This window comes from Paenibacillus sp. FSL L8-0708, from assembly GCF_038009325.1.
Taxonomy (GTDB): Bacteria; Bacillota; Bacilli; order Paenibacillales; family Paenibacillaceae; genus Paenibacillus_AQ; species Paenibacillus_AQ odorifer.
Map to the genome: position 1 here is coordinate 3,179,894 of NZ_JBBPBC010000001.1, position 16,531 is coordinate 3,196,424.

Consider the following 16,531-nt stretch of genomic DNA (forward strand, 5'->3'; position numbering starts at 1 on the left):
AACTTTATGGGGGGAACTACCGGAACATGGCAATCAAACTTATTAACATTGGCTTTGGAAATATTGTGTCTGCCAACCGCATTATTTCTATCGTCAGTCCGGAATCTGCACCAATCAAACGTATTATCCAGGAGGCACGTGATCGGCATATGTTGATCGACGCCACCTATGGCCGACGGACTCGTGCCGTAATCATTACAGATAGTGATCATGTCATCCTATCGGCTGTACAGCCGGAGACTGTGGCGCATCGCTTATCCAGTAAAGATGACGACAACGACGAATAACAACTAAATGGAGTGTATTATGTCAAAAGGATTGCTCATCATATTATCCGGACCTTCCGGCGTAGGTAAAGGTACTGTTTGTACAGCACTACGTCCGAAGATGCCCGAACTTGTCTACTCAGTTTCTGCTACTACTCGCAGTCCGCGTGCGGGTGAGGAAGATGGCGTCAACTATTTTTTCAAAAGCAAAGATGAATTTATGGCAATGATCGAAGCCGATCAATTGCTTGAATACGCGGAGTACGTAGGTAATTATTACGGTACTCCACGTGATTTTGTGGAGAGAACTCTCAATAGCGGCAAAGACATTATTCTCGAAATTGAGGTTCAAGGCGCTCTCAAAGTTAAAGAGAAATTTCCTGAAGGGATTTTTGTGTTCCTTCTTCCTCCATCCATGGACGAGTTGAAGGACCGCATTCGCGGACGGGGTACTGAGCATCCAGATGTGATCGATCACCGCATGACTGTAGCGGAGGATGAGATCAACTTAATGCAGCATTATGATTATGCTGTTGTGAATGATGAGATTGATCTGGCTTGTAAGAGAATAGAAAGCATTATTATCGCCGAACATTGTAAAGTCAGATAATTTATGCTGAAGGTCAAATGTATTAACAGTAAACTATGAAGAGGTGTCCCAGTGCTATATCCATCCATTGATGAAATGATGACTAAGGTTGACAGTAAGTATTCGCTCGTTGTCGCTGCTGCACGTCGTGCTAGACAATTGCGTGAGGGTGGCAAGACAGATGTGAAGAATCCTAGATCGCATAAATTTGTTGGTGTTGCTCTTGAGGAAATTTACGAAGATCGCATTACTCTAACCCGCGGTGAAGAGTAGTCTCAAGCATAAGTAATAATGACCTATTGTAGAAACGGATGCCGCCTATTTGTTTTGAGGCGCTGCCGTTTCTTCTTGGGTTATGGAGCATTTACGGGTCTTAAATTTATGATGAAAGCCCAGAACCGGGCTCTTTATGACAACCGGAAGGTTGTTATTTTTTTCTCGTCGTAAAGATAGCCATTCGTTGTAAGAGTAGGGAACAGGGGGGAGATCATGTTGAAGAGCTTGAAGGGGAAGACTATTTTACTTGGAATCACAGGAGGAATTGCTGCTTATAAAGCGGCGTCCTTGACCAGTAAGCTTGTCCAAAAAGGTGCCGAGGTCCATGTCATTATGACAGCTTCGGCGAAGCAGTTCATTACAGAATTAACTCTACAGTCACTATCGAAGCAACGAGTATACAGCGATACATTCCAGGAGAGAGATCCATCCTCCATTTCACATATTGATCTGGCAGATGCTGCGGATCTTGTGCTGGTAGCACCCGCGACCGCAAATATGATTGCCAAAATGGCGCACGGGATCGCCGATGATATGTTATCTACAACGCTGCTAGCTACTACGGCTCCTATTATGGTTGCACCAGCTATGAATGTTCATATGTATCAGCATCCAGCTGTACTTAATAATTTGAATATTCTCGCTAGTCGGGGCATTCAATTTATTGAGCCTGGTGAAGGACTGCTGGCATGTGGATACGTTGGCAAAGGTCGGCTAGAAGAGCCAGAGGCTATTGTGAGTGTGGTTGAGAATTTTTTTGCACATCAAGCAAGCGTCGCATCCAAACCTCTTGTGGGTAAAAAAATCGTCATCACAGCGGGTGGAACGGTAGAACGCATTGATCCAGTACGTTATATCTCCAATGATTCATCAGGTAAAATGGGCTTCGCATTAGCACGTGCTGCGCGCGTAATGGGAGCTGAGGTAACGTTGATTGCTGCGCGTACAGATGAGGCTCCTCCACAGGATCCAGAGATTTCAGTCATTCGTGTTCAATCTGCACAGGAAATGTATGAAGCAGTTACCGCACAGTGGGACAGCTGCGACATTATGATCAAGGCGGCGGCTGTTTCGGATTACCGTCCGAAGCATAGTGAGCCTTCTAAGATTAAAAAAAGCGGAGAGACGATGACACTTGAGCTTGTGAAGACAACGGATATTCTGGAAACACTCGGTAAGAACAAAAACAAGCAGTTTTTGGTTGGCTTTGCTGCGGAAACGGGCAATACGGAATTTTATGCTAAGGACAAGCTGATCCGCAAAAACTGCGATCTCATCGTTGCTAACAATGTAGCGGCTGCAGGAGCCGGATTTGGAGCGGATACGAATATCGTTTCGATATATGATGTGAATGGTTTGGTGCTTGAATTGCCACAATTGTCGAAGGATGAGGTTGCTCGTCGTTTGCTGACGCTCGTGGCAGAGCGAATTACTGGAGCTTCATTATAATGGATATCGCCAAGGTCATTGTGGATGTGCCTGTACGCAGCACTGACCGGCCATTTGATTATAGTATTCCAGAATCCCTGAAATTATGGATTGAAGTGGGCAGTCGGGTAGCCGTTCCGTTTGGGCACCGGACAGTCCAAGGTTTTGTAGTTTCTTTAGAATCAGGCGAGACCCTAGTGAATCCTAGCCTGAAGCCAATCCAAGAAGTGTTGGATCTGCTCCCGCCTTTATCTCCTGAATTAGTTGAGCTTGCGGACTGGATGAGTAAAAGATATGCCTGTAGACGAATTTCAGCACTGCAGGCGATGTTGCCCACCGCTCTAAAAGGGAAGGCAGAACGGCTGATTTCACTTGGAGATGTGCAGGAAGAGACAGCATTTCCAGAGGATGAATTGTTCCCAATGTTTGCGGACACAGGGGATGAGGAACGGCTAATCACAGAATTTATTGGACGTAGTGGCGAAGTTTCCATGAAGCAGCTTACTCGTGCATTTCCTGAGGCTGCTGAGACGGTGAAGTTCATGCTGCGGCGTGGAGTACTTATAGAGAGTCAATCCATTAAGGATAAAATGGGCAAGAAAAAGCTCAAGGCAGTCGATCTGGCGATAGGTGTCACTGCTGCCCGTGAGGCTTTGAACAAATTTCCGAAAAAATCAGCACGCCAGAAGGAAGTTCTGAGCTTTTTAGTTGATATGGAAGCTACACTCCCCATGGCCCTTAAAGAAGTTTTGTCTGCACTCCTAGTAACGGCAAGTACTGTAAAGGCCTTGGAGGAAAAAGGATTTATCGAGATCAGTGAAATTGAAGTCTATCGCGATCCTTATCAAGGGCGAGATTTTAAACCTACCGCACCTCTACCGCTCACAGCGGAACAAGAGGTCGTATATACAAGGATTTCTCGAACCGTAGAAGAGCAGCTTCACGAAGTATTTCTGCTTCATGGCGTTACGGGTAGTGGTAAGACAGAGATCTATTTGCAGTGTATTAAACGTTGTTTAGATCAGGGTAGACAGGCTGTTGTTCTTGTTCCAGAGATTGCTTTAACGCCACAAATGGTGGAGCGGTTTAAGGGACGGTTCGGCAGCGGGGTCGCGGTTATGCATAGCCGGCTGTCTGTTGGTGAGCGATACGATGAGTGGCGTAAAATCCGTGAAGGAAAGGCCACAGTCGCTGTAGGCGCAAGATCGGCCGTGTTTGCTCCTTTCTCCAACTTAGGGCTGATTATTATGGATGAAGAACATGAGACCTCTTATAAACAGGAGGAGAATCCGAAATATCATGCCCGTGATGCTGCTATTCGTAGAGCAGAGCAGTGTGGGGCAGCTGTGATTCTTGGATCTGCCACGCCTTCGCTGGAAAGCTATCATGCTGCAAGATCGCAGAGTGATATTCATTTTTCACCGGTACTGCTGGAGATGCCTACCCGTGCGCTTGGAAATGAACTTCCAAAGGTGAATGTAGTAGACATGCGGGAAGAGCTTAAAGAAGGCAACCGTTCGATGTTCAGCCGAAAGCTTCATTCAGCACTGGAAGAGAGGCTGGAACGCGGAGAACAGACGGTGCTGCTGCTTAATCGTAGAGGTTTCTCAACCTTTGTCATGTGTCGTAGCTGTGGTTACGTAGCCGGTTGTCCGGAATGTGATATCTCACTAACATATCATAGCCGTAGTGACAATTTGCGTTGTCATTATTGTGGCCATGCTGAACCAGCACCTAAGCTTTGTCCGGAGTGTGGGAGTGAGCATATCCGGTTTTTCGGAACGGGTACACAGCGGGTGGAAGAAGAGCTTGGCAAGCTGTTCCCAGGCATACGAGTGATTCGTATGGATGTGGACACAACAACAGAAAAAGGCTCACATGAGAAGCTGCTGAACCAATTCCGGGACAAAAAAGCGGATGTTCTCCTGGGGACTCAGATGGTAGCAAAGGGACTGGATTTTCCAGATGTCACTCTTGTTGGTGTAATCACAGCAGATTCAGCGTTGAACCTGCCCGATTTTCGCGCAGCAGAGAAGACATTCCAATTGCTTACACAAGTTGCAGGCAGAGCAGGCCGGCATCAGCTTCCAGGCGAAGTGGTCGTTCAGTCCTATACGCCAGAGCATTATTCCATTATTCATGCCAGCGGACATGACTATCTCTCTTTTGTACGTGAAGAGCTGAAGCATCGTAGAGGCCTCCATTATCCGCCGTATTGCAGACTCATCCTGGTCACATTGTCTCATGAACAGCTGCCGCTTCTACTGCGGATGGCAGAGAATTATGCTCTGAATCTTCAAGGAAAAGCCAGACAGCTAAGATGGTATGGAAGTCTCGATAAGCTAACCAGTGATGTGTTAGATCTGTTGGGTCCTGTGGCTTCACCTATCCCTCGATTAAAGGGTAGATATAGATTCCAGTGTATGATAAAATGGCGCGGCGCCATCGATGTAATTGGACTTGTCCGCCAAGTGGCTGAAGAGTTAGAGGATTCTGTACGGGATACTGGTCTTCAGATCAGCATTGATGTGGATCCGCAGATGTTGATGTAAATCCGTATCATGTTACAATGTAAAAAAAGAGCTTTATCAATTGACTTTAAATATAGAAATGTTCAGAACGGGAAGGTGTTTTGTAATGGCTATACGTTTGATCGTTAAGGAACCGGATGAAGTATTGCACAAAAAAGCTAAAGAAGTAGCTGTAGTTACTCCTAATGTTAAAAAATTGCTGGATGATATGGCACATACGATGTATGACGCTGAAGGAGTAGGGCTGGCGGCACCCCAAGTCGGAATTTTGAAACGTCTAATTGTGGTGGATGCGGATGAAGAGCATGGATTGATCAAAATGATTAACCCTGAAATCATCAGCATGGAAGGTGAACAGCTAGGGCCAGAAGGATGTCTTAGTATTCCTGGCTTGAATGGTGATGTACGCCGTGCGGAGACTGTAACTGTACGTGGCCTTAACCGTGAGGGTAAAGAGATTACGATAACCGGCAGTGGTTTACTTGCCCGGGCTTTTCAGCATGAGATTGACCATTTGAATGGAGTTCTGTTTACAGATATCGCTGAAAAAGTGTACGAGATGACTGCTAACGAGACTGAGGAGTGAGGAATATGAAGATTGTTTTCATGGGAACTCCAGCCTTTGCGGTGCCAAGCTTGCAAATGCTGGTAGATGAAGGCTATGAAGTTGTAGCTGTCATCACCCAACCGGATCGTCCGCAGGGGAGAAAAAAGATCTTGGCTCCTTCACCAGTTAAGGAAGCCGCATTAGCTCTCGGATTACCTGTGCTTCAGCCTGAACGCATGCGTCGTCCTGAGGCAGTCGCTGAGCTGGCTGCATATGAGCCGGATTTGATCGTCACGGCTGCTTATGGTCAAATTTTGCCTAAAGCTGTGTTGGACTTACCGCGGAATGGTTGTGTGAATGTACACGGTTCGTTGCTTCCTAAATATCGGGGAGGTGCTCCGATTCAGCGTAGTATCATCAATGGTGAGAAAGTGACCGGCGTTACTTTGATGTATATGGCGGAAGGGCTGGATACCGGTGACATGATCTCTCGTGTCGAAGTGGCTATTGAGGCTGAAGATACCTCTGGAACTCTTTTTGAGAAGCTAAGCCTAGCGGGACGAGATCTGTTAAAGTCTGAAATGCCACGTTTAGTGAGTGGAAAAGTTCAAGCTGTTCAGCAAGACGATAGTGAGGCAACTTATGCTCCTAACCTTAATCGCGAGGATGAACGTTTGGATTGGAACGCGAGCTCGCGTGATAACTATAATCGAATTCGTGGATTAGTTCCTTTTTCCGGCGCATTTACGCTCTGGAATGGTGAGACCTTTAAAGCTTGGGCTTCTAAACTGCCTGAAGAGCAGAAAGCAAGCGATAGTGCTCCAGGAACGGTGCTTTCTGTAACCGAGCAAGGTGTCGAAGTGAAAACAGGTGACGGAAGTCTGCTGCTGACAACGGTTCAACCTGCTGGCAAAAAAGCAATGAGTGCGGCCGATTTTAGCCGTGGTGCTGTTATGAAGCCAGGGACGGTGTTAGGTTGAGCGGCGGTGGAAATGGTGTTGGCCGATCAGCTGTAAATCCTAACGGTGGTAAGAGACAGGGGAACAATTCCAAAGCAGTTGGCAACAACGGCAGAGCTGGCAATAAGGGTAAGGTTGCCCCTGCTTCTGCCCGGGAAATCGCGCTTGATATAATGGTTAAAGTTGAGCAGCAAGGTGCATATAGCAATTTGCTGCTCAACAGCAGTCTACAGAAGGCGACACTTAGCAAAGAAGATGCCGGACTGGTCACAGAACTGGTTTATGGCTCTATTTCGCGGATGAACACCTTGGATTATGTGCTTGAAGGATTTGTTAGTAAAGGGATAGCTAAACTACAGCCATGGGTCCGTAATTTACTGCGGTTAAGTTTATATCAAATTATGTATCTGGATCGTATACCGTCCCATGCAGCTGTTAATGAGGCTGTTAATATAGCGAAGAAAAAAGGCCACCAGGGAATCTCAGGGATGGTTAACGGTGTGCTGCGCAGTGTGTTGCGCGCTGGTGATCTACCGGTTCTGCCTGAGGGGCTGAGTCAAGCGCAGCGGATATCGATATTATACTCACATCCGTTGTGGTTAGTGGAACGTTGGATTACCGAGTACGGTGTCGACACGGCGGAAGCGATTTGTGCATCTAATAATGAGCCGCCTGCGGTCAGTGTACGTGCGAATACAACGATGATCAGTCGTGAAGCTCTGCTGAACCAGATGATTGAACAAGGTCTGCAAGCTTCAGCATCTGAGGTTAGTCCCTATGGCATTGTTGTGAAAGGCGGCGGAAACCTGGCGCTCACCTCCTGGTATCGTGATGGATATCTCTCCGTTCAGGATGAGAGTTCTATGCTTGTAGCTGAAGCGGTAGCTCCGGAGCCTGGGATGAGGGTACTTGACTGCTGCGCTGCTCCTGGGGGCAAAACAGCACATATGGGCGAGCTCATGAAAGATGAAGGATCAATTTACGCTAATGATCTGCATTTGCATAAAGCGAAATTGATCTCAGATCAAGCAGAACGTTTAGGTCTTGATTGCGTATCTACAGGCAGTGCAGATGCGCTGGAGCTGGAGCACACTTTAGAGCATCAATCCTTTGATAGAATTCTTCTCGACGCACCTTGCTCTGGACTCGGCGTAATTCGCCGTAAGCCAGACCTCAAATGGCGTAAGCAGCCGGAAGATGTGGCTAGCGTAGCGTCATTGCAACGGGAATTGCTGCAGTCGGTCTCTAAACTGTTGAAACCGGGTGGCATTCTGGTATATAGTACCTGTACTACTGAACAAGCGGAAAATAGTGAAGTAGTAGCTGACTTTTTGAAGCAGAATCCTGACTTCACCGCTGTAACTTTTGCCTCCACATTATGGGACAGGCTGGAGGGTACTGCGCTGGCTGAGGGTGAGGGAATTCAGCTGCTGCCTCATCATTATGGGAGCGACGGGTTCTATATTTCCAAGCTGCAGAGAGTCTTGTAACATAGCAAATTTTCTGACAATTGTAGTATCCTCCGCCCGCCGGGCTACCGTACGGCGGGCGTTTTCTTTTACCGTCTCTGAAATTTGTGTTAAAATAGGAAGAATGAGAAATAATACGCATATCCTTATGAAAGAACAGGTGTAGATAATAATGAAACCTTTAATATATGATTTTTCCTTAGAAGAGTTACAACAGTGGGCGAAAGACAATGGTGAGCCTGCTTTTCGTGGTGGACAAATTTTTGATTGGCTGTATGTAAAACGTGTGAATGACTTCGAAGCAATGAGCAATTTGTCCAAAGGGCTTCGCCAGAAGCTGAATGAACAATTCTCTATTGCAGCGCTAACAGAAATTACTAAAATGGAATCTAAAGATGGAACTGTAAAATTCCTGTTTGGATTGCATGACGATCATGCTATCGAAACAGTTATCATGAAACATAATTATGGCAATAGCGTTTGTGTAACAACCCAAGTAGGATGCCGAATCGGCTGTACTTTCTGTGCTTCCACACTCGGTGGATTAAAACGGGATTTGACAGCGGGAGAAATTGTAGCTCAGGTTGTCCGTTCCCAACAAATCCTTGATGCGCGCGGCGAACGTGTCAGCAGCATTGTTATCATGGGTACTGGTGAGCCGTTTGAGAACTATGATGCAACAATGAGATTCCTGCGTCTTATGATTCATGAGAAGGGCCTAAATATCGGACAACGGCATATTACTGTTTCCACCAGCGGTATTGTACCGAGCATTTATAAATTTGCAGAAGAAGATACCCAGATTAATTTGGCGATTTCGATTCATGCGCCTAACGACGCCTTGCGTTCAAAGCTAATGCCTGTTAACCGCCGTTTTCCGTTTGATGATGTAATTGAATCATTGCGTTATTATCAAGCTAAGACGGGACGACGTGTCAGCTTTGAATATGCCTTGATCGGCGGGGTAAATGACCAACCGGAGCATGCTGAGGAATTGGCCGGGGTGCTTAAGAGCATGCTGTGCCACGTCAATTTGATTCCGGTAAACCATGTGCCTGAGCGAAAATATGTACGTACTTCACGCAATGATATCTTTGAGTTTCAACGTATTTTGGCTGATAACGGGGTGAATGTTACTATTCGCCGTGAGCAAGGCCATGATATCGCGGCCGCATGCGGACAGCTGCGTGCCAAACATATGGAGTTGGGGTGAGGATATTTGATCAGAACAGTTCATGCCAGCGATATTGGCCGAGTACGCTCTGTCAATGAGGATTCGGTCTGGATCGGCGCGACGCGCCACGGTTATACACTCGGTATTATTGCCGATGGGATGGGTGGACATCAGGCTGGTGAAACCGCAAGCAGGCTCGCTTTGGAGACAATGAGGAATAACCTGGACGGGTTAGAGCCTGAACTTCAAGACGAAGCTCTGCGTGATGCGTTGTCAGCTGCTATTTTGGAAGCTAACAGCACTGTGTTCAGGGAGGCTTCCGGTGACGATAAGTATCATAATATGGGTACTACTGTCGTTGCTGTTCTTTTGAATGGATCAAACGGATATATTGGCCATATCGGAGACAGCAGAGCCTATTTAATAAAAGACAGTGCGGCAGTTCAACTAACCGAGGATCATACGCTAGTCAATGAGCTGTTCAAGAACGGTCAGATCAGTGTGGAGGAATTGGATAATCATCCGCGTCGTAATGTGCTGACGAGGGCGCTTGGAACAGATGCTGAGGTTGAGGTTGATATGGCGCCTATAGCTCTGTTACCAGGGGAAATTTTGCTTCTATGCAGCGATGGTTTAAGCAACTTTGTCACAAATGAGCATTTAGGCAAAGTAGCAGGTATACATGAGATATCGTTAGAGGAAAGAGCGGACCGTTTACTTCAGCTGGCACTGCTCGCCGGCGGTGGCGATAATATTAGCGTCGCTTTGTTAGAACATCATGGAGAGGCCGCTGTGCCCGAAACAAAGGAGTGGGATTGATGATCGGTCACGAATTGGGCGGCCGTTACCAAGTCATCGAACGGATCGGGGGAGGTGGAATGGCGCTCGTCTATAGAGCACATGACATTCTTTTAAACCGAAATGTCGCCATCAAAGTATTGCGCAATCAGTTTGTACATGACGAGGAATTTATTCGCCGTTTTAGGCGTGAGGCGCAGTCTGCCGCATCTTTGTCTCATCCGAATGTCGTCAGCATATACGATGTAGGACAAGAAGACGAAATTCATTACATTGTCATGGAGTATATTGAGGGTCAGAATCTTAATGAAATTATAAAAGAACGAGCGCCATTGCAGGTTGATGAATCCGTACGGATCGCTTCACAAATCTGTGATGCCCTAGATCATGCGCATCAGAATCAAATTATTCATCGTGATATAAAACCACATAATATCCTGATCGGACGCAATGGACGGGTGAAAGTAACCGATTTTGGGATTGCCCGCGCAGTTACGTCAACAACCATTACACAGACCGGTTCTGTGGTTGGTTCAGTACATTATTTCTCGCCAGAGCATGCCAAAGGTGTCTCTACAGGAGAAAAGTCTGACTTGTATTCTTTAGGTATTGTACTTTATCAAATGCTTACTGGAAGCCTGCCCTTTTTGGGAGAGAGTCCGATTAGTGTAGCTTTAAAACATCTGCAAGAAGAGTTTGAAGAGCCAAAACTTCTGAATCCACTCATTCCGCAAAGCGTTGAGAATGTAATTCTGAGATCAATGCGTAAAAACCCGGAGGAGCGGTACGACTCTGCCAAAGAAATGTTACAGGATTTGGAAACATGCTTATTGCCGGAGCGCCGCAGTGAGGCGAAGATTCTGTTCAACGATGAAGAAGACGAGGATCGTACGCGGGTTATCCCGGCGATAAAACCGATTCAAAGAAGCAATGGTAATCGTAATCATCGTGAGGAACGGATGGTTCGTGATGAAGATGATGAACCGGTGCCTTCAAGTAAAGGTAAAAAACAATGGGCAAAACCCACATTATGGATTGGGCTTACCTTACTGTTGCTGTTGGCTATGGCCAGTCTCGTATGGTACGTTAAATCACAGCTAGTTGTTCCTGAGGTTTCCGTTCCTTATGTAGTAGGTAAACAGATAGAACAAGCACAAACTGAGCTTGAGGATTTGGGGCTTGAGGTTGCTGATCCTATTCTGTATGACTACAGTCCGAATTTTGAAGAGAATGTGGTCATTAAGCAGAGTAGGGAAAAGGATGCCAAAGTGAAAAAAGGAGCGTCCCTTATACTCACTGTGAATACGGCTAAGCCATTACCCAAGATGCCAGACGTAGTTAACAAGAGCTTTGATGATGCGGTTAAAGCATTGATGGCGCTGGGTGTAGCCCAGGACAGGATTGATAATAAACCTCTCTATGACGAAAATACAGATGAAGGTCTCATTGTAAAATCTGACCCTGCATTAAATGCTGAATTCGATCCTGAGACGGTTCAAATCACCCTTTACGTAAGTAAAGGAGAAGAAAGTGTACTGTTGCCAGATCTCATCGGTAAGACGGAGAGTGAGGCAAAGGCGCTGCTTGAAGGTGCCAAGCTTGTTCTTGGAGAAGTGAAGAAAGAATCCAGCTTCAGCATTGAAGAAGGTAAAGTAACAAAGACTTGGGCATTTGATAAAGGGACAGGTACTTCTGTTCCACCTGGAACAGCGATTACGATTTACTTAAGTACAGGTTATCCACCTGAAGCCCTGAATTATACCTTTAATGTGCCAGTCGCTCCTGCTCAGGATGGGAAAAAGAGCAAGATTCGTATCGAATTCGTGGATGCGCGCAATAATGGAGAGAAACAGGATTGGGGAACACGTACCATTGGAAAAAGCCAAGTGTTATCTGTGAATCTAGTATTGGCTCCTAATAAAGATGGTTCAGTTATTGTTACCCGTGACGGTGTACTTTTGGACACTTATGTCATTCCTTATATCGATGCGAAGAACGGAACCGTTCAGGAGCCTGAGCCACCAGTTATAGCAACACCACAGCCAACTCCAACACCTTCTGCTGAACCTACGCCTACAATTGAACCTACGATTGAACCGGAGATCTTGCCGGGTTCAGGTTCAGAGAATGACGGAGGGAATAACGGGGCGGTGAATCAGACAGGGTTCGTAAACAATAGTTCTATAAATAGTGAATCGACTAATAATGGCAATAATAAGCACAACAATAAAGGCAAGGATAAATCTAAAGATAAAAACAACAACTAAACAGGGTTTAACCTGAACGGTTGGCGTAGCGAAATGACCCGGGGATATCAGACTTGGGTCATTTTCGCAAAATCAGGAGAGGAAGGCTCACTATGTATGCCTGAAGGAATAATAGTTAAGGCGTTAAGCGGTTATTATTATGTGAAACCGCTCCGCGAAGGATTAATTGCGACTGAAGAGCATTCTGTTCAATGCAGAGGCCGAGGAATTCTCAAGAAAAAAGGGATCGCTCCGCTAGTTGGAGATCGGGTTATTTATATCCTTACTGAGCATGGAGAAGGAATGGTGGATGAACTTCTACCTAGAGAATCTGAACTGATTCGTCCACCTGTAGCGAATGTTAAGCTCGCAGTGCTTTTATTCTCCGTTCGGGAGCCCGATATGAACCTGAATCTGTTGGACAAGTTTCTAGTTCATATTGAGCATTCGGGTCTGGAACCCCTAATTGTTCTGACTAAACAGGATTTGGCGGATGATGATGGTGAAGCTACCCGTTATGTTAAAGAACTTTATGAGGATATCGGATATGAAGTGATGGTCACAAGTTCACTTACTGGTGCCGGAAGCGATGAGCTAAGACAAAGGCTTACTGGAGGCATCAGCGTATTTGCGGGTCAATCCGGGGTTGGTAAGTCCACCTTATTGAATCGTATTGTTCCAGGGCTTAAACTGGAGACTGGAGAGATCAGTTTACGATTGGGACGTGGTCGTCATACGACCCGTCATGTGGAGCTGATGGATATTGGTGGTGGAGGTTTTGTTGCAGATACCCCAGGTTTTAGTCAGCTTGATTTCTTGGAGCTTGGTGTAGAAGAGCTGTCCACTTGTTTTCGTGAATTTGCTCAATACGCATCCGATTGTAAGTTCCGGGGCTGCAGTCATCAGCATGAACCAGGCTGCCGTGTAATAGAGGCTTGGAAAGCAGGGAAAATTGCGGATAGTCGCTATGATCATTACAAACTGTTTTTTAATGAAATGAAAGATAAAAAGCGGAGGTACTAACATCATGATACGAATAGCACCATCTTTATTGTCGGCGGATTTCGCGCGTTTAGGTCCAGAAGTTGCAGAGGCGGAAGCCAGTGGTGGAGATTGGATACATGTGGATGTAATGGACGGTCATTTTGTGCCGAATATCACGTTGGGTCCACCTATTGTAAAAGCTGTATCGTTACATACCAAGCTGCCACTTGATGTTCACTTGATGATTGAGTCACCAGAACGTTATATTCCTGATTTTGCTGCAGCTGGTGCAAGTGTGATCACCGTTCACGCTGAGGCATGCGTTCATTTGCATCGTGTGGTTCATCAGATCAAGGAACTGGGGCTGAAGGCAAGTGTAGCAATTAATCCGGGTACTCCGGCATTAGCGGTGCGTGAGGTGCTGGAGGATGTGGATATGATTCTGGTGATGACCGTTAATCCAGGCTTTGGTGGTCAAGCATTCATTCCTAACACTTTGCGCAAAATCACTCAAATTCGAGAATGGGCGAATGAAGTGAATCCAGATTTATTGATCGAAGTAGATGGTGGAGTATCGGAAGATACAGCACCATTGGTTGTGGCAGCTGGAGCCGATGTTTTGGTAGCGGGGAATGCAGTTTTTGGCCGGAGTGATCGTGCTGCGGCGATCCGAGGAATTCGAGAAGCAGCCGAATCAGCACTGCGTTAAAAAATAGGCGATTGAGACTAGAGGTATAGGCCAAGTCCTCGGTGCATAAATATGGTTACATGAGCAGAAATCTCATGTAGCCTTTTTTTGTTTTGGCAGGGAGGACTGCAGTTCGTTTCCGTTATTGACAAGAGGAAAGTCTCCTGCGTACGGCATGAATTGATGGGAGGGTAAATCATGAAATTTTACACGTTTAAGCTGCCAAGGTTTTTGGGAGGTTTTGTTAAAGCAATATTGAACACATTTCAGAAGAGTTAAGCCTCTAACAGAAAAGAAAACATGAAAAAAAGCACCTTACAAATGTAAAGGGTGCTTTTTGCTTCATATAAGTTATCGTTCGGTCTTAAAAATTGCTAAAGACTAAACGCGTTCAACTTTACCGGCTTTCAAAGCACGGGTGCTGACGTACACGCGTTTTGGTTTACCGTTCACGAGGATACGGACCTTCTGAACGTTAACTCCCCAAGAACGACGGTTGCGGTTATTAGCGTGAGACACGTGGTTGCCGCTGCTCGGTTTCTTGCCTGTTACTGCACATTTGCGGGACATAGATTACACCTCCTTATTCCTAACACCTGCATAAACAATACTTATCTATAATATCACAGCAAATTTTGCTACGTCAACCGATTCAAAAACATTTATTTCTTTTAATACTTATAGTACAATGTAAATTAGTGCATTATGTCCTGTTAATCATAGAATGATTAGGCATGAAGTTAGGAAGGGGAATTCTCAATTGAGTAAGCGTTCTATAAACGGAACAGATTTTACCGCTATGGTATTGGCTGGAGCGGATAAGCTGCAACAGCATGCAGAACACGTCAATTCCCTAAATGTTTTTCCGGTCCCAGACGGAGATACCGGTACAAACATGAATTTGACGATGACCGCAGGTGCGAATGAATTAAAGAAAAATAACACCACTTCTGTGGGCCAATGTGCAGGTGTACTCTCCAAGGGCTTATTAATGGGAGCTCGCGGGAATTCCGGCGTTATTTTGTCCCAGTTATTCAGAGGGTTTAGCAGGTATGCGGCTCAACATGATGAGCTTAATACACAGCAGTTCGCTGCTGCGCTGCAAACCGGAGTGGACGCTGCGTATAAAGCAGTTGTAAAGCCTGTAGAGGGAACTATTCTTACTGTAGCTAAAGAGGCTGCAAGACATGCTGTTTATTATGCCCGCCGTACTACTGACGTTGTGGAGCTGATGACAGAGGTATTAGCCAAAGCAAAAGAAGCCTTAGCTTATACACCTGAGCAATTACCTGTATTGAAGCAAGTCGGTGTTGTAGATTCTGGCGGTCAAGGTTTGGTCTACATTTATGAAGGGTTTCACCAGCATCTGACGAACGGAAGTACCGGTCTGTCTGAATCTGTGCAAGGACAAACCCACACACCAGTTGCACCAGCGCCTAAACCCGTGTTAACGAAACCTGAAAATGAACTGTTTTCTGTACAGTCTTCTGCACAGTCACAGCTATCTACTGAAGATATAGAATTTCTATATGATATGGAGTTTTTCATTAATCGCCAGTTAGGCGTTAACGTGAGAACTAATTTTGATGAGGAAGCTTTTAGGAAAGCGTTGTCAGTTAATGGCGATTCCATTATTGTAATTTCGGATGATGAGACGATTAAAGTGCATGTGCACTCTAAGGCTCCGGGTGAAGTGATGAACTTGGCTCTTCTTTATGGGGAGATCACGCAGATTCATATTCTTAATATGCGAGAGCAGCATCGTGACCTGTTGACTGCGGGCATGGATATTGCACCAATGCCTGATGTGTTCGCTGATATGCCGAATGAGAAGAGCGCAGTGCAAATGTCTCCTGCTGAACCACCAGCTGATGATTTGGCACCTTACGGCTTCATCGCGGTATCTTCTGGCGCAGGTATTGCTGATATTTTCAAAAGCCTTGGAGTGGATGTAGTCCTTGCTGGTGGTCAAACAATGAATCCTAGCACGGAGGATTTCGTGAACGCGATTTCTTCTATATCTGCGAAGCATGTTTATATTTTGCCGAATAACTCGAACATTGTTCTTGCCGCTCAACAAGCTAAAGATCTTCTAGAAGGCGAACGTGAGATTACGGTGATTCCAAGTAAAAGTATTCCACAGGGAATAGCAGCAGCTTTTGCGTTCCAAGAGGAAGATGCTGTGGAGACTAATTCTGAGAATATGCTGGAAGCAATCTCTCATGTGAAGTCCGGACAAGTAACGAACGCTGTGCGTGATACAAGCTTTGATGGGCTGGAGATTAAATCGGGCCAATTTATTGGGATTTCTAATTCTAAAATTGTTGCTGCGGCGGATGATCTTTTGGCTGCAAGTCAGGCGCTGTTATCCAACATGCTGGAGAATGGCGACGAAATCGTCACGATCCTTATTGGTGCAGAAACAGAATCCGAGGCTACTGATTCTTTGAGTGAGTGGCTGGAAGAGACTTATCCGAATGTGGAAGTTGAGATTCATGAGGGTGGCCAACCCCTGTATTATTATCTGTTCTCTGTAGAGCCATAGATAGGAATTAATGGTTCTATAACAATAGAGT

Annotated in this window: 16 protein-coding genes; 15 read left to right on the plus strand and 1 reads right to left on the minus strand. The window is 45.8% G+C overall.

Annotated features, from left to right (window positions below; genetic code table 11):
• Positions 1-26: 26 nt before the first annotated feature.
• From remA to spoVM, 14 genes are all read left to right on the plus strand, one after another.
• On the plus strand, positions 27-287 hold the full coding sequence (remA, locus tag NYE58_RS14980; protein ID WP_006209218.1) for an extracellular matrix/biofilm regulator RemA: 261 nt from the start codon (positions 27-29) through the stop codon (positions 285-287).
• A gap of 19 nt (positions 288-306) precedes the next feature.
• The gene (gmk, locus tag NYE58_RS14985; RefSeq protein ID WP_076129144.1) at positions 307-876 is read left to right on the plus strand and encodes a guanylate kinase; all 570 of its coding nucleotides are present in this window, start codon (positions 307-309) and stop codon (positions 874-876) included.
• A gap of 51 nt (positions 877-927) precedes the next feature.
• The gene (rpoZ, locus tag NYE58_RS14990; protein WP_036686188.1) at positions 928-1,128 is read left to right on the plus strand and encodes a DNA-directed RNA polymerase subunit omega; all 201 of its coding nucleotides are present in this window, start codon (positions 928-930) and stop codon (positions 1,126-1,128) included.
• 216 nt (positions 1,129-1,344) lie between these two features.
• Positions 1,345-2,580 carry a bifunctional phosphopantothenoylcysteine decarboxylase/phosphopantothenate--cysteine ligase CoaBC gene (gene coaBC, locus NYE58_RS14995; RefSeq protein ID WP_076217709.1) on the plus strand — a complete coding sequence of 412 codons (1,236 nt, stop codon included), beginning with the start codon at positions 1,345-1,347 and terminating at the stop codon, positions 2,578-2,580.
• Positions 2,580-5,111, plus strand: coding sequence for a primosomal protein N' (priA, locus tag NYE58_RS15000; protein ID WP_341002221.1), 2,532 nt, complete (start codon positions 2,580-2,582; stop codon positions 5,109-5,111). The genes coaBC and priA overlap by 1 nt, the downstream gene beginning before the upstream one ends.
• An 85-nt stretch (positions 5,112-5,196) precedes the next feature.
• A complete protein-coding gene (gene def, locus NYE58_RS15005) occupies positions 5,197-5,676 on the plus strand; it encodes a peptide deformylase (RefSeq protein WP_036686193.1) in 480 nt (159 codons plus the stop codon).
• A 5-nt stretch (positions 5,677-5,681) separates the two neighbouring features.
• Complete coding sequence (gene fmt / locus NYE58_RS15010) at positions 5,682-6,617, plus strand: methionyl-tRNA formyltransferase (RefSeq protein WP_076129147.1); 936 nt, start codon at positions 5,682-5,684, stop codon at positions 6,615-6,617.
• 152 nt (positions 6,618-6,769) lie between these two features.
• Positions 6,770-8,086 carry a 16S rRNA (cytosine(967)-C(5))-methyltransferase RsmB gene (gene rsmB, locus NYE58_RS15015; RefSeq protein WP_405174059.1) on the plus strand — a complete coding sequence of 439 codons (1,317 nt, stop codon included), beginning with the start codon at positions 6,770-6,772 and terminating at the stop codon, positions 8,084-8,086.
• A 151-nt stretch (positions 8,087-8,237) separates the two neighbouring features.
• A complete protein-coding gene (rlmN, locus tag NYE58_RS15020) occupies positions 8,238-9,278 on the plus strand; it encodes a 23S rRNA (adenine(2503)-C(2))-methyltransferase RlmN (protein ID WP_036686196.1) in 1,041 nt (346 codons plus the stop codon).
• A 6-nt stretch (positions 9,279-9,284) separates the two neighbouring features.
• Entirely contained in the window at positions 9,285-10,058 is a 774-nt protein-coding gene (locus NYE58_RS15025; RefSeq protein ID WP_076129149.1) for a Stp1/IreP family PP2C-type Ser/Thr phosphatase, read from the plus strand.
• Positions 10,058-12,304 (plus strand): Stk1 family PASTA domain-containing Ser/Thr kinase, encoded by a 2,247-nt coding sequence (gene pknB, locus NYE58_RS15030; protein ID WP_076129150.1) that lies wholly within the window; start codon positions 10,058-10,060, stop codon positions 12,302-12,304. The genes NYE58_RS15025 and pknB overlap by 1 nt, the downstream gene beginning before the upstream one ends.
• 96 nt (positions 12,305-12,400) lie before the next feature.
• Positions 12,401-13,306 carry a ribosome small subunit-dependent GTPase A gene (gene rsgA / locus NYE58_RS15035; protein ID WP_036686201.1) on the plus strand — a complete coding sequence of 302 codons (906 nt, stop codon included), beginning with the start codon at positions 12,401-12,403 and terminating at the stop codon, positions 13,304-13,306.
• Positions 13,307-13,310: 4 nt separating this feature from the next.
• Positions 13,311-13,976: a ribulose-phosphate 3-epimerase gene (rpe, locus tag NYE58_RS15040; RefSeq protein ID WP_076275853.1), complete on the plus strand. Its 666-nt coding sequence runs from the start codon at positions 13,311-13,313 to the stop codon at positions 13,974-13,976.
• 177 nt (positions 13,977-14,153) lie between these two features.
• Positions 14,154-14,234, plus strand: a complete 81-nt coding sequence (spoVM, locus tag NYE58_RS15045) for a stage V sporulation protein SpoVM (RefSeq protein WP_020431362.1) — start codon at positions 14,154-14,156, stop codon at positions 14,232-14,234.
• A 102-nt stretch (positions 14,235-14,336) separates the two neighbouring features.
• On the opposite strand, the gene rpmB is transcribed toward spoVM, so the two are convergent.
• A complete protein-coding gene (gene rpmB, locus NYE58_RS15050) occupies positions 14,337-14,525 on the minus strand; it encodes a 50S ribosomal protein L28 (protein WP_036686205.1) in 189 nt (62 codons plus the stop codon).
• A gap of 190 nt (positions 14,526-14,715) precedes the next feature.
• On the opposite strand from rpmB, the gene NYE58_RS15055 reads away from it, so the two are divergent.
• Entirely contained in the window at positions 14,716-16,500 is a 1,785-nt protein-coding gene (locus NYE58_RS15055; protein ID WP_076217713.1) for a DAK2 domain-containing protein, read from the plus strand.
• The last annotated feature ends 31 nt before the right edge of the window (positions 16,501-16,531 follow it).

Excerpts from the sequence above, each read along its gene's own strand:
- rsmB (WP_405174059.1), top strand. The coding sequence starts at position 6,770 with ATGGTTAAAGTTGAGCAGCAAGGTGCATATAGCAATTTGCTGCTCAAC.
- remA (WP_006209218.1), top strand. The coding sequence starts at position 27 with ATGGCAATCAAACTTATTAACATTGGCTTTGGAAATATTGTGTCTGCC.
- gmk (WP_076129144.1), top strand. The coding sequence starts at position 307 with ATGTCAAAAGGATTGCTCATCATATTATCCGGACCTTCCGGCGTAGGT.
- rsgA (WP_036686201.1), top strand. The coding sequence starts at position 12,401 with ATGCCTGAAGGAATAATAGTTAAGGCGTTAAGCGGTTATTATTATGTG.
- coaBC (WP_076217709.1), top strand. The coding sequence starts at position 1,345 with ATGTTGAAGAGCTTGAAGGGGAAGACTATTTTACTTGGAATCACAGGA.
- def (WP_036686193.1), top strand. The coding sequence starts at position 5,197 with ATGGCTATACGTTTGATCGTTAAGGAACCGGATGAAGTATTGCACAAA.
- rpmB (WP_036686205.1), bottom strand. The coding sequence starts at position 14,525 with ATGTCCCGCAAATGTGCAGTAACAGGCAAGAAACCGAGCAGCGGCAAC.
- priA (WP_341002221.1), top strand. The coding sequence starts at position 2,580 with ATGGATATCGCCAAGGTCATTGTGGATGTGCCTGTACGCAGCACTGAC.
- fmt (WP_076129147.1), top strand. The coding sequence starts at position 5,682 with ATGAAGATTGTTTTCATGGGAACTCCAGCCTTTGCGGTGCCAAGCTTG.
- rlmN (WP_036686196.1), top strand. The coding sequence starts at position 8,238 with ATGAAACCTTTAATATATGATTTTTCCTTAGAAGAGTTACAACAGTGG.
- pknB (WP_076129150.1), top strand. The coding sequence starts at position 10,058 with ATGATCGGTCACGAATTGGGCGGCCGTTACCAAGTCATCGAACGGATC.
- spoVM (WP_020431362.1), top strand. The coding sequence starts at position 14,154 with ATGAAATTTTACACGTTTAAGCTGCCAAGGTTTTTGGGAGGTTTTGTT.
- rpe (WP_076275853.1), top strand. The coding sequence starts at position 13,311 with ATGATACGAATAGCACCATCTTTATTGTCGGCGGATTTCGCGCGTTTA.